We start from the raw sequence: 20,846 nt of genomic DNA, 5'->3' as shown, positions 1-20,846 counted from the left end.
TTTGCAACAAAGGAGAAAGTCATGATCAAAATTGGAGACACCCTGCCCGCAGTCGCTTTGGCTGAATATGTGGAAGTGGCAGGCGAAGGCTGCAGCATCGGCCCCAACGCCGTGAAGCTGCCCGAGGCTCTGGCCGGCAAGACCATTGCGCTGTTCGCTGTGCCCGGCGCCTTCACGCCGACCTGCTCCGAGAAGCATGTGCCCGGCTATGTGGCCAAGGCCGACGAGCTCAAGGCCGCTGGCGTTCATGAAATCTGGTGCGTGTCCGTGAACGATGCCTTCGTCATGGGTGCCTGGGGCCGCGACCAGAAGGTGGCCGGCAAGGTGCGCATGATCGCCGACGGCGACGCCGCCTTCGCCAAGGCCACGGGCCTGACGCTGGACCTCAACGGCAAGGGCCTGGGCCTGCGCGCCAACCGCTTCTCCATGCTGGTCAAGGACGGCAAGGTCGTCACGCTGAACGTGGAAGGCCCGGGCAAGTTCGAGGTCAGCGACGCCGACACCATGCTGGCTCAGGTCAAGGCCGCATAAGCCTTAGCGCTCTGTCGCTCCGAAGCGCTGCCACGGCAGCGCTTTTTTTATGTTTCCTCGCTGTCGGAGGACGCCGCGCGCGGCCTGAGGGGCGAGGAAGGCGCGCCGTTGTCGAGGATGGGGGTGGTCCAGCGGCCGGTCTTGAACACGTTCTGCACGCCACGGATGCGCGCTTCCTGCTCCACGGTCTTGCGCCAGTCTTCGAGCAGCTGGGTGCGCCCGGCCGCATCCTGCATCAGCAGCGCCGTTTTCAGAAAATGCATGAGCCGCGTGACCGTGGACGAGGGGCGCGCATCGGGCCGCATCCAGCGGTAGGCGGCCGAGCTTTCGGCGCCAAAGTAGGTGGCGAAGCGCTTGGGTTCGACATCGGCGATCTCGTTCATCAGCGCAAACATTTCCGCCGCCGAGGGCTGCTTAGGGACCACGGCCAGCTCCGGGTGCTGGGCCAGAAAGCGCACCAGCAGGGCCAGGGTCGGGTCCTTCACCGGCTCGTCCGGGGCCTGGCGCACGATCTGCATCCAGCGGGTGATGGACATGCTCAGCACCCAGATGATGTCATTGGTCAGGAGTCCGAATTCCTGGCGCACGGCGTCCAGATCGCGGCCAAGGACGGGGCGGTTGGTGGGGATCATGGTGAAAGAGTGTGAATGATTTACAAATCTCTGCTTTGCTGCAAAGCTTTGTGCAGTTGCAGCATCGAGAGCTGGCAAGCTGCACAAATTGTTTCAGAATCAAGATAAATTTAGCAATACGAATATACTGTACGTTAGTTTTTATCTTCGTAACGCAGGAATGATCCGACCTTCCATCCCATGACCCAGAGCGCTTCTTCCCATGTCCAGCTGACGCTGCTCAGCCTGATCCGCATGCACGGCCAGAAAGTGCAGCCACTGGTGGGGGTGCACAGCGTCAGTCAGCGGGAACAGGGGGTGGAGCTGATTGCGGCCTCGATTCCCTTCCACGACCGGGCCATGGATGCGCGCGCGCCGCAGCCCGGCAAGGGGCTGCTGGCCTTGTTCGGCATCCGCGATGCGCTGGACGAGCTCCAGCACTGGCGCGGCGTCGCCAGAACCTCGCAGGCGGGTTTTGCCTATCTGCATCTGCAGGTGGATGTAGGCGCGCCCGCCGCGGCCGCGGTGACCCGGCAGATGCTGCGCAGCCAGGGCGCGCAGCTGCGCTTTCTGAACGTGCGCCGCAGCGCCGCGGAGCTGCAGAAAGAGATGCTGGCGCGCTTTGCGCAGTGGGTGGCGGCCGAGGGCGGCAATGCCGCACGGGACATGGGCCATGTGCGGCAGATGGCGCTGCGCCCGGACCTGTTCGAGCGCCTGCTCTACGAGGACGAAGACCTCAGGCATATCGACGTGCTGGTGCTGCCGCTGGCCGACTGGCCCGATCCGGTCCGCATGCGCCAGGTGGCCTATATCCGTGCGGGAACGCCGCTGCATGCGCTGATCCAGGGCAGCGACCAGATGCAGGTCAGCCTGCCGGCCTGGATGAGCCGGCGCCATGGAGCCGCCGAAGGCGAGACATCCGCCTGCGCCGCCAAGTAAGCGGGCGGGCGCGGATTGCATGACAAAGCGGAGCGCTCGGCGCCTGCTCTGCCTGCTTTTTAGAATGAAATGCGTTGGATATTGAGGCCGCCAGAGCGAGGACTGCTCCTGTTTTATCCCATTGTGCCCAGCACCTTGAGCTCCCGGCCCTCGGGCACTTCGTTGAACGACAGCACCTGCAGGCCCTGGGCAAACAGACGCGCATAGCGTGCCAGCAGCGGGCGCAGCTGGGGCGAGACCAGCAGCACGGGGGGCGTGGCCTGCTGCTTCATCAGGTCGCGCGCATGGGCCATGTGCTCCTGCAGCTGACCCAGCAGCTGCGGGTCCACGGGATAGTTGTCCAGCGGCACCTTCTTGTTCGTGTGGCGCGCCGTGCTCAGCGCGCCCAGCAGCAGCTTCTCCAGCTCATTGCCCAGCGTGAAGGCCTTGATCTCCGGCGCGGGCCCCAGCGTCGCGCCGACGATCTGGCGGCGCAGCGCGCAGCGCACCTCGGCGGTCAGCAGAATGGGGTCCTTGGTGGCCTCGCTGCTGTCGACCAGCGCGGTGGCGATCAGCACGATGTCCTTGAGCGACACCCCTTCGCGCAGCAGCTGCTTGAACACCGCGTGCTGCAGCGGGGCGGGGCAGGATTTTTCCAGCGCCGCGGCCAGCTTGGGCGACAGGGCGTTCAGGCGCTCGTGCATGGCGTGCACGTCTTCGTGGCGGATCAGCTCGTCCAGATGCTGGCGCACCACGCGCGTCACATGGGTGGCCACGATGCCCACGCAGTCGGCCACCTGGTAGCCCATGCCCAGCGCATGGGCCTTGTCCTTGGGCTCGATCCAGGTCACGGGTAGCTGGTAGGCGGGCTCGATGCCGGGAATGCCGTCGAGCTGGCCATAGACCTGGGGCGAGGGAATGGCCATCAGCCGGTCGGCATGGACCTCGGCCTGGGCTACGACGGCGTCGTGGATGAGTATGGTGTACTGGTTGGGCGGCAGCGTCATGTCGTCGCGCACATGGACCGGGGGCAGCACAAAGCCCATGCTCTCGCTGAGGCTCTGGCGCACGCCCTTGAGACGCGTGGCCAGCGGCGCACCCTGGGCCGGATCCAGCTGGCTGACCAGGCGATAGCCCACGCGCACCGACAGCGGTTCGGTGATGGGCAGGCTCTGCCAGCCAAAGTCCTGCACCGCCGCCGTCACGTTCTGCAGCAGGCGCTGGTCTTCGGCCGCGGGCTGGGCGCGCTCCGGACGCTTGGCCATGACCCAGCCGCCCAGCACCAGCACCGCCGCAAAGGCCAGGAAGGGCAGCCAGGGCATGCCGGGGATCAGGCCCAGCACCAGCATCACCGCCGCCGCGCCATACAGCACCGAGGGCTTGGCCAGCAGCTGCTGGTGCACCTGTTCCGAGAACTCGCCCGCGTCCGCATCGCTGATGCGGGTCACGATCACGGCCGACGCCGCCGACAGCAGCAGCGCGGGAATCTGGGCCACCAGGCCGTCGCCTATGGTCAGCAGCGCATACAGGCGGAAGGACTCGCCCAGCGGCAGTCCGTGCATCAGCGAGCCAATGGCCACGCCGCCGATCAGATTGATCACCAGGATCAGGATGGAGGCGATGGCATCGCCGCGCACGAACTTGGAGGCGCCGTCCATGGCGCCGTAGAAGTCGGCCTCGGTCGCGACCTCCTTGCGCCGCACCTGGGCCTGCTGCTGGTTGATCAGGCCGGCATTCAGGTCGGCGTCGATGGCCATCTGCTTGCCGGGCAGGGCATCCAGCGTGAAGCGGGCCGAGACCTCGGAGATGCGCTCCGCGCCCTTGGTCACCACCACGAAGTTGATGATCATCAGGATGATGAACACCACCAGGCCCACGACAAAGTTGCCGCCTATCACCACATTGCCGAAGGACTCGATCACATGGCCGGCCGCGTCCGGGCCGTTCTGGCCGTGCAGCAGCACCACGCGCGTGGAGGCCACGTTCAGCCCCAGGCGCAGCAGCGTGGTGGCCAGGATGATGGTGGGAAAGACCGCGAAATCCAGCGGCCGCTTCACGCCCACGGCCACCAGCACCACCACCAGGGACAGCACGATGTTGAAGGTGAAGAAGATGTCCAGCGCCAGGGGCGGCAGCGGCAGCATGACCATGGCCAGCAGGGCCAGCAGAAACACGGGCACGGCCCACTGGTGGCGGGACAGCGACTGGCGCAGGGCAGCGAGATAGGGCTTCATGGTGCGGGGGGCGGATCGGACAGTTCGGCAGGCACGTCCAGCGCCTGCGGCATTTCGGGGCGTGCGGGTCGCTGGCCTTGGCGGAAGGCCTTGATCTGGAGCACGTAGTGCAGCACCTGGGCCACGCTGCGGTAGAGCACGGCGGGTATCTGCTGGTTGACCTGGCTGCTGTGATAGATGGCGCGCGCCAGCGGCGGCAGGCTGACCACCTCCACCTGGTGGCGCTGCGCGATCTCGCGGATGTAGAAAGCCATCTCGTCCACGCCCTTGGCAATCACAAAGGGCGCCTCCGCGCGCTGGGTGTCGTAGCGCACGGCCACCGCATAGTGCTCGGGATTGACGATGACGGCATCGGCCTGCGGCACGGTGGCGCGCACGCTGCGGCGGGCCAGCTGGCGCTGGATCTGGCGGATGCGGCTCTTGACCTCGGGCCGGCCTTCGTTGCTCTTGTGCTCTTCCTTGACTTCCTGCTTGCTCATGCGCTGGCCGCGCAGAAAGAAAAAGCGCTGCAGCGGCACGTCGATCAGCGCCAGGATGACGAAGATGATGACGATGGACATCACGCCCGAGAGGAACAGGCTCACGCCTTCGCGCACCGCCAGGTCCAGGGTCATGGAGGGCAGGGCGGTGAAGTGGCGCATATTGGCCTTGCAGAACGCATAGACCACGCCGGCCACGGCCAGCACCTTGAGCACGGCCATCAGCAGGTCGCCGTAATGCTTGGACTTGAAGAACTTGGACAGGTTCTGCTTGGGGCTCAGCCGGCCGAACTTGGGCTGCAGGTTCTTGAGCGACAGCAGCCAGCCGCCGGGCACCAGCGAGGCTAGGCCCGTCAGCACCGGGGTGATGAACAGCGGCAGCAGCATCTGCAGGAACAGCCGCGCCGCGTCGGCCCAGACCGCGCCCACCATGCTGTCGATGGCGCCGGGCCCGGAGGCATCTGCCAGCCCGCGCTGGAACAGGCCGTGGAACTGGCGCAGATAGTCGGGCATGAACAGCGCCGTCACCTGCAGCGTGGCCACCAGGCCCACGGCCGTGGCTAGGTCGCGCGAGCGGGCCACCTGGCCTTCCTCGCGCATCTTGCGCAGCTTGTGATCCGAAGCCTGTTCGGACTTGTCGCCGGAGCTCTCGGCCATGCGTCAGCCCTTCATCAGCTGGGTCAGCATGTCCAGCGTGCGCTGAGTCATCTGCAGATAGTGCGCGGGGATATGGCGCAGCATGAAGGCCAGCATGGCCAGGCCGAACAGCGTGACCACGGAGAAGCCCAGCGCAAAGATGTTCAGGCTGGGCGAGATGCGGGCCATGAAGCCAAAGCCCAGCTGCACCAGCATGGCGGAAAAGATGATGGGCGTGGCCAGCAGAAAGGCGGCCGCAAACACCCAGCCCACGTTGTAGGCCACGGTCTGCAGCTGCAGCCGCGCCAGGCTCTGGCCCACGGGCCAGGCATCGAAGCTGGCGGCCAGGATGCCGGTCACCAGCAGATGCACATCCAGCAGGAAGAACAGCAGCATGCCCAGCAGCAGGGCCAGCAGCGACAGCGCGTCCGACGAGCTGCCGTGCACCGGGTCGTTGAGCATGGCCATGGCCAGGCTGGTCTGCGAGGCGCTGAGAAAGCCGAAGATGTTCAGCGCCGTGGCCGCAAACTGCAGTCCCAGGCCGAGCACGGCGCCAATCGCGATCTGCTCCAGCGTCAGCGCCACGGCGGTCAGCGACAGAGCGTTCACGGGCGTGACCTGCGGGGCCACGCTGGGCAGGGCCACCACCGCCAGGGTCAGCGCCAGGATGACGCGCACCCGCATGGGCACGGTGGCGTCGCCGAAGATGGGCGCGAAGGCCAGCAGCGCCATGGTGCGCGCGAACGGCCACCACAGCAGTTGCAGCCAGTGCAGCAGAAAGGGGTAGAGGCCTTGCTCCATGGCGCGTTTCAGCCCAGCAGCGTGCTGGCGTATTGGAAGAAGCGCACGCAGAAGTCCATCAGCTGGGTGACCAGCCAGCGCGCGCTCAGCGCCAGGGCCAGCAGCGTCACCAGCAGGCGCGGCAGAAAGCTCAGCGTCTGCTCGTTGATCTGCGTGGCCGCCTGGAACAGGCTGACCAGCAGACCCGTGACCAGGCCGGGCACCACCAGCACGCAGACTATGAGCAGCACCAGCCGGATGGCTTGGAGCAGCAGGTCGACGGCGATATCGGGAGTCATGGCGCTACAGCCCCTGCACGCTGGTGACCAGGGTGTTGACGGTCAGCGACCAGCCGTCCACCAGCACGAACAGCAGGATCTTGAAGGGCAGCGAGATCACCAGCGGCGACAGCATCATCATGCCCATGGCCATCAGCACCGAGGAGACGACCAGGTCGATCACCAGGAAGGGGATGAACAGCACGCAGCCGATCATGAAGGCGGTCTTGAGCTCGCTCAGCACAAAGGCCGCCACCTTGACGGTGAAGGCATGGTCCCTGGGATCGGCCACCGGACCTTCCTTGGCCAGGGCGCTGACCTGCTTGAGCGCCGCTTCATGGGTCTGGGCCAGCAGAAAGTCGGACATGGGCTTTTCCGCGCGCTTGAGCGCTTCGATCAGGCCGATCTTGTCCTTCTCGTAAGGCTCGAAGGCTTCGGTCCACAGGCGATCGCCCACGGGGCGCATGACCAGCAGGGTCAGGATCAGCGCCACGCCGGTCAGCACCCGCGTGGGCAGGCCCTGCTGCAGGCCCAGCGCCGAGCGCAGCAGCGCCAGCACGATGATGAAGCGCGTGAACGTGGTCATCATCAACGCCATCATGGGCAGCAGGCCCAGCAGCGTCATCAGCACCAGCACCTCGGTCTTGACCGACAGCTGTGTCACGCCATGGCTTTGCTGACTTTCCAGCAGCGGGATATTGGCCGCCTGCGCATGCGGCAGCAGCGTCCACAGGCCGGCGGCCAGCGCCAAGAAAACAAGGGCGCGTGGCGCCCTGTGGATGGAAGCAGGCATGTGAGGAGTCGGGCGGCTCAGAGGTCCAGTGCCGGCAGCTCGGCGTGCAGCTCCAGCACCTTGAGGCCGTAGGCCTCGCCGCTGACCACGACCTCGCCCTTGCCGATGGCCGTGCCGTTGACCTTGATGGTCAGGGGCTCGCCGACCATGGTGTCCAGCGGCACCACGCTGTCGGCGCCCAGTTCGGCCAGCTCCTGCAGGGTGATGCGGGCCGAGCCGGCTTCCAGCGTCAGCGTCACCGGAATGCGATGCAGAAAAGGCGACAGCCTGTGCGCGGCGGCGGCGCTGGCTACGGGAGGGGGGCTGAGTTCGGCGCCGGTGTCCACCGGGCTGTCCAGCAGGTCTTGCAGGTCCATGGGTTTACTCCAAAGTCTCGAAAGCCGTCAGATGCAACTTGCCCTGGTGCTCGGCCACGGCCGCAGACAGCAGGGCCTGGCCGTTGAGCAGCACCGTGGCGCGGCCCAGGGCGATGGGCAGCACGCTGCCCGGGCGCAGGGCCTGGATGTCGGCGGTGGATACGGTTTTTTCCAGCAGGCAGGCGGTGACGTCCACGTGCAGGGGGGCGGCCGGCTTGGCCTGGGCGGCTGCGGCCGGGCGCTGGCTGCGGCGCAGCTGCAGGGCGTAGTGCTCCAGCGTGCGGCTGGTGTCGGCGTCCAGGGTCAGCAGCAGAGGCTGCCAGTCGCCGTCGCCGATCTGGATCTGGGCCTGCCACTGCCAGGCGCTGGCCGTGGTGGCGGGCTGCTCCTGCAGCGCGGCCTGGGCCTGGGCGCACAGGTCTTGCGCGGCCGCGCACACCGCGGCGTCGAGTGCGGCGTGAATGCGCTGCTCGGTGCTGCTGACGGGAGGCGCGTCAACCCCCTGGGGCATGGGCTCGGCGCTGAAGCCGTAGCGGGCCGCCATATGGGCCAGCACGGTGGCGCGCTGCATCTGCACCTGCATCCGGGCGGGGGCGGGGCTGCGCTGCGGCAGGAACTGGGTCTGGGCGATGTGCAGGTTCACCTGCCGGTGACCGGTGCGCTGCAGCGCGGCCTGCACCTGCTGTGCCAGCAGCAGGGCCAGCTGGTCGAAGGCTTGCACCGGACGGCCTAGCAAGACAGGGTTCAAGGCTGTTGCATTCTGCACAATAGATATCTTTTACGCTTTAGTTTGATGCGGTAGTGCAGTGCGATTCTGAAGAAAAAATGCCGTCTGCACTGTGAAATCCAAGTGTCTTGGTAAAGCGATTCAATTTGTATCAATTGTGAATAGTATACTATTCGTGCAACAACTTATTCCCTGAGGGCTGCCACCTGTACGCGTCATGCATGCGCGGGTGGCATGGCTGGGGACGTACCGATGAAGATCGAACCTTCCAGCCTTCTGCTGCGCTCCCAGGTGGCTTTCGAGCCCATGGCGGCTCCGCAGTTGGCCCAGTCGCCCATCGCGCCTGCGGCCGATCAGCCCGCCTCCGGCAGCGGCTTTCTGCGCCTCATGGAAGGCGCTGTGCTGTCCGTGGATGCCCAGGGGCGTGCGGCCTCCGACCGCATGGCCGCCGTCGACGCCGGCCACAGCGATGACCTGGTGGGCGCCATGCTCTCCAGCCAGGAAGCCGGCCTGTCGTTCTCCATGCTGATGCAGGTGCGCAACAAGGTCATGGGCGCGGTCGACGAAGTCGTCAAGCTTCAGGTCTGAGGTTCGCGATGCAGCTGCTGGATTCCATGAAAAACCGTCTATCGAGCCTGCCTGGCAAGGGCGGTGTGCTCTCATTTGCAAGCCATCCCGGCCTGGCGCGCGTGGCCTTGCCCCTGGTGCTGGTGGCGGCCATCGTGACCGCCGTCGTGGTGCTGCTGATGTGGCAGGGCAGCGGTCACTACCGGCCCCTGTTCGGTGCCCGCGAAAACGTGGCCACGGCCGACGTGGTGTCGGTGCTGGAGGCCGACGGACTCAAATACCGGCTGGATCCTGATTCCGGCCAGGTGCTGGTCGCCGATACCGATCTCGGCCGTGCGCGCATGCTGCTGGCCGCCAAGGGAGTCGCGGCCAAGCTGCCCGAGGGCCTGGAGCTGATGGATCGCAACGATCCGCTGGGCGTCAGCCAGTTCGTGCAGGACGTGCGTTTCCGCCGCGGCCTGGAGGGCGAGCTGGCGCGCAGCATAGGCTCGCTCGACGCCGTGGCCGCGGCCCGCGTGCATCTGTCGATTGCGCGCTCCTCCTCGTTCGTGGTGAACACCGGCGACAAGAGTTCGGCCTCGGTGGTGCTGCAGCTCAAGCCGGGCCAGCAGCTCAAGCAGGAACAGATCGCGGCCATCATCCACATGGTAGCCAGCAGCGTGGCCGGCCTGGAGCCGCAGCGCGTGGCGCTGACCGACCAGGCGGGCAACTTTCTGTCCGCGCGCGTGGACCTGTCCGAAGGCTTCGACCCCCTGGCCCAGGAGGGGCAGGCCGGCAAGCTCAGCGCCGAGCTGCGTCAGAACGCCCAGGAGCTGCTGACGGCCGCCGTGGGCGAGGGGCATTTCCGCGTGACGGTGACGGCGGACCTGAGCCAGGACCGCACCGAGGAGTCCTTCGAGCGCTACAGCGGCGATCCGCGCGTGCTCAGCGAGGCCACGCGCGAGGAAAACGACCGCCATGGCGGCGTGGCGCTGGGCGTGCCGGGCTCGCTGAGCAATCGCCCGGTCAATGTGCAGGCCGAGCCTGGAAAAGACGCGGCCAAGGACGCTGCCAACGGCAATTTCCGCGCCGCGGTCTCGCGCAGCTATGCCTATGACCGCAACGTGGTGCAGGTCAAGCGCGGCAAGGGCCGCATCAACAAGCTGCATGTGGCCGTGATGCTGGACGATGCCGTGGCTCCGCAACAAGCCAAGGCCTGGACTGCCGAGGAGCTGGCGCGCGTGGAAAAGCTGCTGCGCGTGGGCCTGGGCGTGGATGCCGCGCGCGGCGACCAGATCGCGGTCGCCAGCATGGCTTTCAAGGCGCCGCTGGCGCTGCCCGCCTGGTGGGAGCAGCCCTCGCACTGGTTCGACATCGCCGTGATGGTGTTGTGGAGCCTGGCCGGCGTGGTGGTGCTGGTGGTGCTGGTGCGCCTGGTCAATGGCGTGCTGCGCCATCTGCGCGAAGGCGGGCGCACTGCCGCCACGACAGCTGCCGAGCCCGCCCTCCTGGGCGCCGCGGCCGGCGCCGCCGGTCTGCTGCAGGCTCCGCAAGCCGCGGCCAGGCCGTCGGCCGAGCTGTCCATGGTGCCGTTGCTGGAGGACGTGGACCTGCCGCCGCCGGGCTCGGAGGTGGATGTGATGGTGGAACACCTGCGCACGCTGGCGGCCAAGGAGCCCGAGCGCGTCGCGGAAGTGGTCAAACAATGGGTGCAAAAGCATGGCCAACCAGTTGGTAACGGGCGCTGAGGGCGCGGCGGCACTGGCCGCCAGGCAGGAGGCAAGCCTGAACCTGATCGAGCAGGCGGCCATCGTGCTGCTGAGCATGGGCGAGGAGCCCGCGGCCGGCGTGCTGCGCTGCCTGGAGCGCGAAGACCTGCTCGCCGTGACGCAGGTGATGTCGCGCATGAGCGGCATCCGCGTGGATTCGGTGCGCCAGTCGCTGCAGCATTTCTTTGACGACTACCGCGAGCAAAGCGGCGTGCACGGCGCCTCGCGCAGCTTTCTGCAGCGCTCGCTGGGCCTGGCCCTGGGCAGCGATATCGCGGGCAGCGTGCTCGACAGCATTTACGGCGACGAGATCCGGCCCAAGATGGGGCGGCTGCAATGGGCTTCGCCGGCCTGGCTGGCCGAGCGCCTGGCGCAGGAGCATCCGCGCATGCAGGCCGTGTTTCTGGCATTCCTGCCGCCCAAGCTGGCCGGCGATGTGATCGAGTACCTGCCGGAATCGGGGCGCGAGGCCCTGGTGCTGAACGTGGCCAAGCTCAAGGATGTAGACCGCGACCTGCTGGTGCAGCTGGAGCTGCTGACCGATCAGTATCTGAGCGAGTTCGGCACCCAGAGCGTGGCCATGGAGGGCGTGAAGCAGGCGGCGGAGATCCTCAACCGCATTCCGGGCAACAAGCAGGAGCTGGTGGAGCGGCTGCGCGCCCGCGACCCGGGGATCACCTCGGCGATCGAGACCGAGATGTACGACTTCTTCATGCTGTCGACCCAGTCCGAGACCTCGCTGACCCAGATCATCGAAGCCGTGCCCGCCGAGCTCTGGGCCCTGGCCCTCAAGGGCGCCGAGCCTGCCGTGCGCAAGGCCGTGCTGGGCGCCATGCCCCGCCGCCAGGCGCAGAGCTTCGAGGACCAGATGCGCCGCAGCGGCCCCGTGCCGCTCAGTCGCGTGGAGCAGGCGCGCCGCGAAATCATGGACCTGGTCAAGGCCATGGTCGAGGCCGGAGAGCTGGAGATCCAGCTGTTTGCCGAGGCCGTGGTGGAATGAGCGTGCGCTACCGCCCCTACCACTTTCCGCCGCTGGACCTGGTGCTGGCCGACAGCACGCATCCGGAGCAGGCGCAGGACGCGCCGGTTTCGGCGGGCGCCCAGGAGCTGGCCCAGGCCTACGAGCAGGCCGCACAGCGCGGACATGCGCAGGGCTTTGCACAGGGGCAGAGCGAAGGTGAAACTGCGGGCTATGCGGCCGGTCATGAGGCCGGTCTGGATGCGGGCCGCGCGCAGGCGCTGGCCGGTGCCCGCGACGAGCTGCAGCGCCTGGGGGCTCCGGTGACGGCGCTGACCGCGCAGTTGCAGGCCCTGCATGCGGACTGGGAGGCCAGCCTGCGCAAGGATCTGGTCGGACTGGTGGAAAAAGTGGCGCGTCAGGTGGTGCGTTGCGAGCTGACGCTGCAGCCCGCGCAGATTCTGGCCCTGGTCGAGGAAACCCTGAGCGGCATGCCGCAGCGCACGGGCACCGTGCATGTCTTTTTGAATCCCGCCGACCTGCAGCGCATTCAGGAGCTGGATGCCGCGCGCATTCCCGCCTGGCAGCTGCAGGCCGACAGCGGGCTGGAAGCCGGCGAGTGCCGGCTGCTGGTCGGAGAAGAAGAGGTGGACGCGGGCTGCAAGCAGCGTCTGACCGCCTGCATGGAGCAGGTGCGGGGGCAGTTGCTGCAGGAGCCCGCGCCATGACGGGCCCGGTGGCCGCGGCAGAGGGAGTGCTGGCGCAGTCGCTGCGCAGCATCCGGCTGGAGGATGTGCCCGTGGCACAGCCCACGGCCCGCCTGCATGCCGCCACCGGACTGCTGCTGGAGAGCACGGGCGCCGCGCTGCCGCTGGGTGCGCGTTGCCTGATCGACAGCCCCTCGGGCATGCCTTTGCCGGCCCAGGTCGTGGGCTTTCGCGGTGCCGTGTCCTATCTGATGCCGCTGCGCCAGGCCGCAGGCCTGGCCACGGGCCTGGCCACGGGCGCACGCGTGGTGCCCGAAGGCGAGCACCAGCAGCCGCTGATCGGCCCTTCCTGGCTGGGCCGGGTGGTCAACGGCCTGGGCGAGCCGCTGGACGGCAAGGGCCGGCTGGGCGGCGAGACGCCTTTGCCGGCCCAGCCGCCCAAGGTGCATCCGCTGAAGAAGCGCCCCATAGACCAGGCGCTGGACGTGGGCGTGCGCTGCATCAATGGTCTGTTGACGCTGGGGCGCGGCCAGCGCGTCGGGCTGTTCGCCGGCAGCGGGGTGGGCAAAAGCGTGTTGCTGGGCATGGTGACGCGCCAGACCGAGGCGGATGTCATCGTGGTCGGCCTGATCGGCGAGCGCGGCCGCGAAGTGCGGGAGTTCATAGACCAGGCTCTGGGCCCGGAAGGCATGCGCCGGGCCATCGTGGTGGTGGCGCCGGCCGACGAGCCTGCGCTGCTGCGCATGATGGCGGCCGAGCTGTGCCACAGCATCGCCGCGCATTTTCGCGACCAGGGCAGCAATGTGCTGCTGCTGCTGGATTCGCTGACCCGCTATGCCATGGCGCGGCGCGAGATCGCGCTGGCCCTGGGCGAGCCGCCGGCCACCCGCGGGTATCCGCCGTCGGTGTTCAGCATGTTGCCCCAGCTGGTGGAGAGCGCGGGCAACGGCGAGCAGGGCGCGGGCAGCATGACGGCCATCTACACCGTGCTGGCCGAAGGCGATGATCAGCAGGACCCGGTCGCGGACACGGCGCGAGCCATTCTGGACGGTCACATCGTGCTGCGGCGCGAGCTGGCGGAGCGCGGGCATTACCCGGCCATCGACGTGGGGGCCTCCATCAGCCGCTGCATGCCCCAGGTGGTGTCCGAGGCCCAGCTGCAGGCGGCGCGCGAGGCCAAGGAACTGATGTCGCGCTATGCCCAGGTCGGGGACCTGATTCCCATGGGGGCTTATGTGCCCGGTGCGGATATGCGCACCGACCGGGCGGTGCAGCGCTGGCCGCAGCTCGAGGCCTATGTGCGCCAGGGCACCCATGAGTCCGCGGCGCTGCCGGCCTGCTGGGCCCAACTCCGGGAGGTGCTGGCATGAGTGTCCCCATGACGGCTCTGTCCCGCTGGGTGCAGGTGCTGGACCAGCGCGCCCAGCAGAACCTGGCCGAAACCAGCCAGGCGCGCGAGCGGCTGGAGCACACGCGCAGCCAGCTGGACCGCCTGCGCAGCATGGCCGACAGCGCCGGAGTGAAGAAATTGCACGCCAACGTCGCCTTGTATGCGAACGCAGCGGGTTTCCGTTCCGGGCTGCTGGACATGGCCGAGCAATGCCGCGACACCTTCGGGGTGCAGCAGCTCGAATATGCCCAGGCCCAGGCGCAACTGCAGGCGGCCGTCCGGCAGCATGGAAGCATGCAGTCGGTGTTGGAGCGAGCACGCACCGACCTGGCCGTGCAGCAGCAGCGCCAGGAACAAAAGCGCATGGATGAACTGGCCGGCCAGACATGGCAGCGCCAGCGGCGCCTGTCGGATACCGGAAACCGCTAGTACCGCCCAACCGCGAACGCATACAAGGGGAATACAGTGGCAACTTACGATCCGGTCTCTACCGCCAAGGCTCTGGCAGACAGCTATATCTACGCGCGGCAGACGCAGGTGAACACCGGCACCAGCAAGGCGCAAGGCAAGGTCACGGCGCTCAGCAGCCTGCAGTCGGCCCTGTCCACGTTCACCACGGCGCTGGGTACCCTGTCCGGCAAGGGCAGCGTGGTGGCGCAGACCGCCACGGTCTCGCGCAGCACGGCGGCCACGGCGTCGGCCAGCAGCAGCGCCTCGGCGGGAACCTACAGTTTTTCCGTGAGCCAGCTGGCCACGGCCCAGCAGTCGCTGTACTCCATGCAGGAGCTGGGCCTCGCGCTCGATACCAGCTACCCCCAGGACACCACCTTGGTGGTGACCACCCTGGGTGGCAGCGGCTACATCCAGCTGGACCTGAGCGCCGCCGACGAGAACCATGACGGCAAGCTGTCCGTCACGGAAATCGCCCGCGCTCTGAACAAGGCCAGCGAAGGCAAGATCACGGCCGCCGTCGTCACCGAGAACGGCGAGCAAAAGCTGCTGCTCAATGCCACCAGCACCGGCCTGGAAAATGCGTTCCAGCTGCACAAGGTGTCCACCAGCACGGCTGCCGCGGACGCTGCGCAACTGGCTGCCGACTGGGCCAATACCGTGGCTGCGCTGAAGACGCAAGATCAGGCGGGCACTGCCGTCACCATGCCGCCTGCGGGTGGTTCGGGCATAGGCGGCACCCAGCTGGCCCTGGCGCAGAACGCGGTGCTGAGCCTTGGCGGCGGCAGCGGCGCGGAAATCCGCCAGGCCTCCAACACCTATACCGGCATCGAGGGCCTGTCGCTGGTGCTGCAGGAGGCAAGCTCCAGCCCGTTCACGGTCACGGTGGCCAAGGACGACTCCGCCACCAAGAGCAATATGCAGGGCTTTGTCGATGCCTACAACACCCTGGTCAAGGCCATAGACAAGCTGACCGCCGCGGGCAATGCCGACACCAAGGTCTCGGCCGGCCCCCTCAACGGCGATTCCGGCGTGCGCGGCCTGCGCAACCAGCTCAACAGCCTGCTGCGCACCAGTGTCGGCGGCGTCAGCCTGACGGACTACGGCATCTCCGCCCAGCGGGACGGCACCATCGCTCTGGATGCCGACCGCTTCGCCAAGAAGGTGGCAGCCAACCCCGACGGCCTCAACACCTTGCTGGGCCAGACCAATACGCTGGAATACAAGCGCAGCGGCGTGATGGGGACGCTGCAGACCTATATCAACACCTGGACCAACTCCACGACGGGCTATCTCAAGAACCGTCAGGACGGTCTGCAAAAACAGCTGGCCCAGTACACCAAGGACCAGAGCACGATCGACCGCCTGCATGACCAGGCCTACCAACGCTATCTGACGCAATTTACGGCGCTGGCCAACCTGGAAGCGACGATGGGCAACACCACGGGCCTGCTGGGCTCGCTGTTCTCGTCCTCCTCCAAGTGAGCCGGACCGCGTCCTCTTGACACATGAACGAGCAGATTTGGAACGAAGGATACGGCGGCTACCGCGCCGCCAATATGGTGGCGCAAACCGCCCAGGCATCGCCCGTGGAGCTGGTGCTGATGCTGGTGGATGGCCTGCTGGAGGAGATGGCGCGTCTGCGCATGCACATCGAGCACCAGCGCTTCGAGGAAAAAGCCCACTCCATCGCCAAATGTGCCGACATCCTCACGGGTCTGGGCAGCGCGCTGGAGGCCGACACCGGCAACGGCGTGGTGGAGAACCTGTCGCGGCTGTATGACTTCTGCGCCCACCGCCTGAATCAGGCCGGGTTCGAGATGGATGTGTCCAAGGTGGATGAGGTGCTGGGCATAGTCCAGACCTTGCGGGCGGGCTGGCAGGGAATGGCGGATGCCCGTCTCTGATCTCCCGCGCTTGCAGGCGCTGGCCCAGCAACTGGCCGCAGCGGGCGCTGACCAGGACTGGGAGCGTCTGGCGCAGCTGGACCGCCTGACCCAGCAGTGGGCGCAGCAGCCGCCTGCCGCGCTGCCCGGCGATGCCGCAGTGCTGGCGGCCTGGCAGCAGATTGCCCGGGCCCATGCCCAGGCGCGCGCGGCCTGCCAGCTGGCTCTGGCCGAAACCGGCGAGCGTCTGCGCGACCTGCAGAACCAGAACGAAGCCCATAAAGCCTATGCATGGCAGGAGCAGTTTTCATGAACGCATTGCCATTGGCACCACAGGCCGAAGCTCCTGCGGCCGCCACTGCTGCGCCTAGCGCCGTCGTGGCGCCGGCCGCGGATCAGGCCGCCGCAGCCCCATCTCCGGACGCCGTCCAGCCGCTGCAGCTGTTTGCTGCCGTGGCCCAGGCCGTGCTCGGCGATGCGGCCGCGCCGGTCGGTGAGGTGCATCAGGACGAGGGCGCAGCAGCGCAGGAAAACAGCCCCGACCAGGCCGCATGGCAGGAACTCGCCAGCTTTCTTCCCGTGTGGCAGCCCACAGCCCAGCCGGCCATGGCTGCCGTAGCGCCCGGCGCCGGGGACGCTGCGCCTGCCGCCATCACCGGGGCGGCAGAGCTCGCTCGCAAGGCCGTGGACAGCGCGAAGGGGGCGCCCCCGGCGAGCGACGCGGTGGACGCCCTGGCGCGCAGCCAGATGTCGCGCCTGCCCCTGGGCCAGGCGGCAGCGGCGGGAGCCGCCAGCGCCCCAGCCGCATCGGGCGAGCGGCTGCAAGCCGGCGTGGCTGCGGTGGTGGATGCGACTTCGCTGCAGGGCGCGGCGCCGGTCGTGGCGCCCGAGCGCAATGAGGGCCAGGCCCAGCCGCCGACAGTGGCAGCGGCCGCTGCCGCGCCCCAGGCGCGCTCGGCAACGCCTTTGCTGCAAGCCTTGTCCGACCGGATCCAGTGGCAGCAGGCCCAGGGTGTGGAGGTCGCCACGGTGCGGCTGGATCCGCCGCAGCTGGGCACGGTGGAGCTGCGTATCCAGCACGACGGCGCGGGTGTGCAGGTGTGGATGCAGGCCTCGCATGCCGAGGTCGGGCGCCAGCTGGCAGGTCTGGCCGAAGGCCTGCGCCAGGAGCTGCAGGCGCGCACCAGCGGCGAAGCCTCCGTGGTGGTGGCCCAGGGCCGGCACGCCGGGGCCAACGGCCAGGGCGGCCAGCCGCGCGACGGCAACAGACCCTGGCAGCTGGCCGAGGACGATGAGATAGGCCAGGCCTTGCAGGCCTGGAATGGCGCTGCCTAGGCAGTGCAGGAGGAATGATGGGTAAGAAGATAGCAATACTGATCGCTGTGGTCCTGGTGCTGCTGCTCGGCGCCGCAGGCGGTCTCTGGTGGTGGAAGCAGCATGCGTCGGCGGCCTCGGTTGCCGAGCAGGCTGCGCCGCGCTTCGATGCGCGCCAGGCCAGCTATGTGACGCTGGACAAGGTCCTGGTCATGCTCAAGAGCGAGTCGCAGCCGGGCCTGCGCATGCAAAACACCTATATCTCGCTGGATCTGGTGCTGCGCACCGACAAGCTGCATGAAAAAGCGGTCAAGGCCGAGCTGCCCATGCTCAAGGGCGTGGCCGTGCGCACCTTGTCGCAACTGGATCTGGAGCAGGCACGGGCCATGAGCATCGATGCCTGGACCGAGCTGCTGAGCACCGATCTGGAGGCCGCCTATGCCGGCCAGCCGGACCTGCAGCCCTTCGACAAGGTCATGGTCTCGCGCCTGATCATCGAATAAGCCGCGCACCGATGTTGCAGCCAGACACCCACGCCTACGCTGCGGCAGCGCTGCTGCCGGCGGCCGCCTGGGCGCCGGACGGCCTGGGCTACGGCCAGGCGGCCGTTTCGCCGCAGCAGGAGCAGGAGGTGCTGACCGCCTACCTGCCCATGGTCAAGCGCGTGGTGCGGCAGCTGGCTTCGCAGGCCGACGAGGTCATGGACCAGAGCGACATGACCCAGATCGGCCTGCTGGGCCTGCTGGAGGCGCTGCGCCGCTACGGCGCCGTGGACGAGGCCTTTGCCGGCTATGCGCGCCAGCGCGTGCGCGGCGCCATCCTCGACGAGCTGCGCCGCCAGGACTGGCGCCCGCGCACCGTGCGCCAGAACGCGCACAAGGCCCGCGACGCCGTGCGCGCGCTGCGCCGGCAGCTGGGCGCGGAGCCCACGCCGGCTCAGATCCAGCAGGCGCTGGGCATGGACGACGAAGCCTATCTGGCCTACGAGCAGGCCGAGTCGGCCGAGGCCATGGCCAGCCTGGACGAGATGCTGGGCCAGGGGCTGGATGTGCCCTGCTCCGCCGCCGATCCGCAGCATGCGGTGCTGCAGCGCCATCTGCTGGAGCAGGTGCTGGCCCAGCTCCATGAGCGGGAGCAGCGCGTGATCCAGCTCTATTACGAATTCGACCTGAACCTCAAGGAAATCGCTGCCGTGCTGGAGCTGTCCGAGGCCAGGGTCTGTCAGATCAACAAAGAGGCACTGCGCAAGATGCGCGCGGTGCTGGTGGAGGCCTGAGTCCTCCAGTCGCCATCGGGAAAACACAGAACATGTTGCAACTACTGGGCATTTCCATCGTGCTGGGCACCATCTTCGGAGGGTATGTGCTCAGCGGTGGGCAATTGGGTGTGATCTGGCAGCCTATGGAGGTGTTCATCATCGCCGGCGCGGGGCTGGGCGCATTGGTGCTGGGCAATCCCAAGCACATCCTGGCCGAACTGTGGCTGCAGCTGCGTCAGGTGATGTCGCAGACCAAGCAGACCGTGGAGTTCCAGCGCCAGCTGCTGCTGCTGATGTATGAGCTGCTGCTGACCGCCTCGGGCGGCCTCAAGGCCCTGGATGCGCATGTGGAAAAGCCCAAGGAAAGCCCTCTGTTCCAGCGCTATCCGCTGGTGCTGGCGGACACCAAGCTGCTGCACTTCATCGTGGACAACTTCCGCCTGATGGCCATGGGCAAGATCAGCAGCCACGAGCTCGAAGGCGTGCTGGACCAGGAGCTGGAAGCCATCCAGGAAGAGCTGCTGCAGCCCGCCAAGTCGCTGGGCAAGATTGCCGAGGCCATGCCCGGCTTCGGCATTCTGGCGGCGGTGCTGGGCATCGTGATGGCCATGAGCTATGTGGCCGACGGCGCCACGGCCGGCGAGATCGCGGTCAAGGTGGGTGCGGCCATGGTCGGTACCTTCATCGGCATTTTCCTGTGCTATGGCGTGCTGGATCCGCTGTGCAACTTCATCAAGCAGCGGGTGATGGAGCATCTGTCGGCCATGGAGTGCGTGAAAGTGGTGCTGGTGGCCCATGTGGCGGGCAAGCCGCCGCTGCTGTCCATCGACGCGGGGCGCCGTCTGGTGCCGCTGAACATCAAGCCCAGCTTTGCGACGCTGGAAACCTGGATCAACGACATGAACACGCGCGACACCGGAGGCGCGAGTGCTTAAGCGCCCCGGTCAGGAGCATGGCGAGGTCGTCGTCAAGAAAAGCGGCGGCAAGCATGCGCATGAGGAGCATGGCGGCGCCTGGAAGGTGGCGTTTGCCGACTTCTGCCTAGCGCTGATGTGCCTGTTCCTGGTGCTGTGGGTGCTGGCCGCGCGCGACAAGGAAGAGATCGAGGTGGCCATGGCCGCGGGAGCCGCGCCCAATATGACCTATCAGGGGCTGGGCACGCGCATGGTGGGCGAATACCAGCCGGGCGCGCTGATCCCCAAGCAACCCGTCAACCCCCAGTCCCAGGAGCAGAGCGGCGGCCAGCTCCAGGTGCAGAAGCTGCTGGACACGCCCGAGGAGCTGGCCCAGCTGTCGCGCCGGGTGCGCGAGGTGGGCGCGCAGGTGGGCCTGGATCAGCACATCATCACCGCCGTGACGGCCGAGGGCCTGCGCATCACCGTGCATGACACGGAGCAAAGCGGCATGTTCAAGGTCGGCAGCGCCGAGCCCACGCCGGAGTTCGTGCGCCTGCTGCGCCGCATCGGCCCCATGTTCCGCGAGATCGACAACCAGCTGGTGATCGCGGGCCATACCGATGCCCAGCCTTTCAGCGGTCACGATGCGTTCGCGGCCTCCAACTGGTCGCTGTCCATGCAGCGGGCCCTGATGGCGCGTGCCCACATGATGCTGGGCGGCATGCCCGCGCGCAGCGTGCTGCAGGTCATAGGCATGGCGGAGGTGGCGCCAGCCGACCCCCAGAATCCGCAAGCCCCGATCAACCGGCGCGTGGAGCTGCTGGTCACGACAAAGGCCCATGCCCAGAACGTGCACCGGACCTTTGGCCAGCTACCGGTGAGCGAGCCGCTGACGCCGGAGCTGCAAAGCTCGCCGGCCGACACGCCGATGCTGGAGCGCTTGCGCGAGATGCTGCTCAAGCCCGCGCCGGGCGCTGCGGCCAAAGCCCCTTGAAAGCTGTCATGATGCAAAGCAGCAAACTCAGAGGCTCACGAATGAAATTGACTCCCTTGGCGCCGACCGCAGGCAGTGCGGCAGCCCATGGCAACCGCGTGCAGGAAGCCGCCGCGGCGCTGCCCATGGCTGCGGCCGTGGCGGCGCCCGAGGTGCAGGTCGGTGCCCAGGCCGCCAGCGTGCAGCGCGCCCAGGCCCAGATGGCGCAGATGCCCGAGGTGGATGCGGCCCGCGTGGCCGAGATCAAGGAAGCGCTGGCGCGGGGCGATATCAGCTTCGATCCTCGGAAGCTGGCGCAGCTGATCCAGCGCCATCACGGGAGCGCGGTCTGATGG

25 protein-coding genes are annotated in these 20,846 nt (G+C 67.5%); 17 read left to right on the top strand and 8 right to left on the bottom strand.

The genetic code is table 11. The annotated features are described in order from the left end of the window. The first annotated feature begins 21 nt into the window (after positions 1-21). On the top strand, positions 22-531 hold the full coding sequence (locus AB6724_RS05395; protein ID WP_369337481.1) for a peroxiredoxin: 510 nt from the start codon (positions 22-24) through the stop codon (positions 529-531). Between the two features lie 47 nt (positions 532-578). On the opposite strand, the gene AB6724_RS05390 is transcribed toward AB6724_RS05395, so the two are convergent. Next, positions 579-1,163 (bottom strand): hypothetical protein, encoded by a 585-nt coding sequence (locus tag AB6724_RS05390; RefSeq protein ID WP_369337480.1) that lies wholly within the window; start codon positions 1,161-1,163, stop codon positions 579-581. A gap of 180 nt (positions 1,164-1,343) precedes the next feature. On the opposite strand from AB6724_RS05390, the gene AB6724_RS05385 reads away from it, so the two are divergent. Continuing rightward, complete coding sequence (locus AB6724_RS05385) at positions 1,344-2,081, top strand: hypothetical protein (protein WP_369337479.1); 738 nt, start codon at positions 1,344-1,346, stop codon at positions 2,079-2,081. 113 nt (positions 2,082-2,194) lie between these two features. On the opposite strand, the gene AB6724_RS05380 is transcribed toward AB6724_RS05385, so the two are convergent. From AB6724_RS05380 to AB6724_RS05350, 7 genes are read right to left on the bottom strand one after another with little or no spacing between them, the layout of a single operon-like run. Then, complete coding sequence (locus AB6724_RS05380; protein WP_369337478.1) at positions 2,195-4,294, bottom strand: flagellar biosynthesis protein FlhA; 2,100 nt, start codon at positions 4,292-4,294, stop codon at positions 2,195-2,197. Continuing rightward, complete coding sequence (gene flhB, locus AB6724_RS05375) at positions 4,291-5,430, bottom strand: flagellar type III secretion system protein FlhB (protein ID WP_369337477.1); 1,140 nt, start codon at positions 5,428-5,430, stop codon at positions 4,291-4,293. The genes AB6724_RS05380 and flhB overlap by 4 nt, the downstream gene beginning before the upstream one ends. A gap of 3 nt (positions 5,431-5,433) precedes the next feature. Further along, a complete protein-coding gene (locus AB6724_RS05370; protein ID WP_369337476.1) occupies positions 5,434-6,210 on the bottom strand; it encodes a flagellar biosynthetic protein FliR in 777 nt (258 codons plus the stop codon). Positions 6,211-6,218: 8 nt separating this feature from the next. Continuing rightward, the gene (gene fliQ, locus AB6724_RS05365) at positions 6,219-6,488 is read right to left on the bottom strand and encodes a flagellar biosynthesis protein FliQ (protein ID WP_369337475.1); all 270 of its coding nucleotides are present in this window, start codon (positions 6,486-6,488) and stop codon (positions 6,219-6,221) included. Positions 6,489-6,492: 4 nt separating this feature from the next. Beyond that, positions 6,493-7,260: a flagellar type III secretion system pore protein FliP gene (fliP, locus tag AB6724_RS05360; protein WP_369337474.1), complete on the bottom strand. Its 768-nt coding sequence runs from the start codon at positions 7,258-7,260 to the stop codon at positions 6,493-6,495. A gap of 17 nt (positions 7,261-7,277) precedes the next feature. Continuing rightward, entirely contained in the window at positions 7,278-7,616 is a 339-nt protein-coding gene (locus tag AB6724_RS05355) for a FliM/FliN family flagellar motor switch protein (RefSeq protein ID WP_369337473.1), read from the bottom strand. Between the two features lie 4 nt (positions 7,617-7,620). After that, positions 7,621-8,364 carry a hypothetical protein gene (locus AB6724_RS05350; RefSeq protein ID WP_369337472.1) on the bottom strand — a complete coding sequence of 248 codons (744 nt, stop codon included), beginning with the start codon at positions 8,362-8,364 and terminating at the stop codon, positions 7,621-7,623. A 231-nt stretch (positions 8,365-8,595) separates the two neighbouring features. Here AB6724_RS05350 and fliE point away from each other — a divergent pair, with 231 nt between their 5' ends. The 15 genes from fliE to flgM are packed head-to-tail and all read left to right on the top strand — an operon-like array spanning position 8,596 to position 20,843. Then, entirely contained in the window at positions 8,596-8,931 is a 336-nt protein-coding gene (fliE, locus tag AB6724_RS05345; protein ID WP_369337471.1) for a flagellar hook-basal body complex protein FliE, read from the top strand. A 26-nt stretch (positions 8,932-8,957) separates the two neighbouring features. After that, a complete protein-coding gene (gene fliF / locus AB6724_RS05340) occupies positions 8,958-10,637 on the top strand; it encodes a flagellar basal-body MS-ring/collar protein FliF (protein WP_369337470.1) in 1,680 nt (559 codons plus the stop codon). After that, positions 10,609-11,658, top strand: a complete 1,050-nt coding sequence (locus AB6724_RS05335) for a FliG C-terminal domain-containing protein (RefSeq protein WP_369337469.1) — start codon at positions 10,609-10,611, stop codon at positions 11,656-11,658. Before fliF ends, AB6724_RS05335 begins: the two co-directional genes overlap by 29 nt. Further along, complete coding sequence (gene fliH / locus AB6724_RS05330) at positions 11,655-12,344, top strand: flagellar assembly protein FliH (RefSeq protein WP_369337468.1); 690 nt, start codon at positions 11,655-11,657, stop codon at positions 12,342-12,344. Before AB6724_RS05335 ends, fliH begins: the two co-directional genes overlap by 4 nt. 26 nt (positions 12,345-12,370) lie before the next feature. Then, positions 12,371-13,693 carry a FliI/YscN family ATPase gene (locus AB6724_RS05325; RefSeq protein WP_439329830.1) on the top strand — a complete coding sequence of 441 codons (1,323 nt, stop codon included), beginning with the start codon at positions 12,371-12,373 and terminating at the stop codon, positions 13,691-13,693. A gap of 8 nt (positions 13,694-13,701) precedes the next feature. Next, positions 13,702-14,142 carry a flagellar FliJ family protein gene (locus AB6724_RS05320; protein ID WP_369337466.1) on the top strand — a complete coding sequence of 147 codons (441 nt, stop codon included), beginning with the start codon at positions 13,702-13,704 and terminating at the stop codon, positions 14,140-14,142. A 36-nt stretch (positions 14,143-14,178) separates the two neighbouring features. Then, positions 14,179-15,648 carry a flagellar filament capping protein FliD gene (gene fliD / locus AB6724_RS05315; RefSeq protein ID WP_369337465.1) on the top strand — a complete coding sequence of 490 codons (1,470 nt, stop codon included), beginning with the start codon at positions 14,179-14,181 and terminating at the stop codon, positions 15,646-15,648. A gap of 23 nt (positions 15,649-15,671) precedes the next feature. Next, a complete protein-coding gene (gene fliS / locus AB6724_RS05310; protein WP_369337464.1) occupies positions 15,672-16,070 on the top strand; it encodes a flagellar export chaperone FliS in 399 nt (132 codons plus the stop codon). Then, complete coding sequence (gene fliT, locus AB6724_RS05305; RefSeq protein ID WP_369337463.1) at positions 16,057-16,362, top strand: flagellar protein FliT; 306 nt, start codon at positions 16,057-16,059, stop codon at positions 16,360-16,362. Before fliS ends, fliT begins: the two co-directional genes overlap by 14 nt. Next, entirely contained in the window at positions 16,359-17,384 is a 1,026-nt protein-coding gene (locus tag AB6724_RS05300) for a flagellar hook-length control protein FliK (RefSeq protein ID WP_369337462.1), read from the top strand. The genes fliT and AB6724_RS05300 overlap by 4 nt, the downstream gene beginning before the upstream one ends. Positions 17,385-17,401: 17 nt before the next feature. Further along, complete coding sequence (locus AB6724_RS05295; RefSeq protein ID WP_369337461.1) at positions 17,402-17,866, top strand: hypothetical protein; 465 nt, start codon at positions 17,402-17,404, stop codon at positions 17,864-17,866. Positions 17,867-17,877: 11 nt separating this feature from the next. Next, positions 17,878-18,639 (top strand): FliA/WhiG family RNA polymerase sigma factor, encoded by a 762-nt coding sequence (locus AB6724_RS05290; RefSeq protein WP_369337460.1) that lies wholly within the window; start codon positions 17,878-17,880, stop codon positions 18,637-18,639. A 32-nt stretch (positions 18,640-18,671) separates the two neighbouring features. Beyond that, positions 18,672-19,556 (top strand): flagellar motor stator protein MotA, encoded by an 885-nt coding sequence (motA, locus tag AB6724_RS05285; RefSeq protein ID WP_369337459.1) that lies wholly within the window; start codon positions 18,672-18,674, stop codon positions 19,554-19,556. After that, positions 19,549-20,511, top strand: a complete 963-nt coding sequence (locus AB6724_RS05280; RefSeq protein WP_369337458.1) for a flagellar motor protein MotB — start codon at positions 19,549-19,551, stop codon at positions 20,509-20,511. The genes motA and AB6724_RS05280 overlap by 8 nt, the downstream gene beginning before the upstream one ends. 41 nt (positions 20,512-20,552) lie before the next feature. Next, on the top strand, positions 20,553-20,843 hold the full coding sequence (gene flgM, locus AB6724_RS05275) for a flagellar biosynthesis anti-sigma factor FlgM (RefSeq protein ID WP_369337457.1): 291 nt from the start codon (positions 20,553-20,555) through the stop codon (positions 20,841-20,843). Positions 20,844-20,846 lie beyond the last annotated feature (3 nt).

It is taken from the genome of Comamonas guangdongensis (genome assembly GCF_041079535.1).
Classification (GTDB): Bacteria; Pseudomonadota; Gammaproteobacteria; order Burkholderiales; family Burkholderiaceae_C; genus Comamonas; species Comamonas guangdongensis.
The sequence above is the reverse complement of the archived record's forward strand: the minus strand, read 5'-3'. Positions and strand labels throughout refer to the sequence as shown.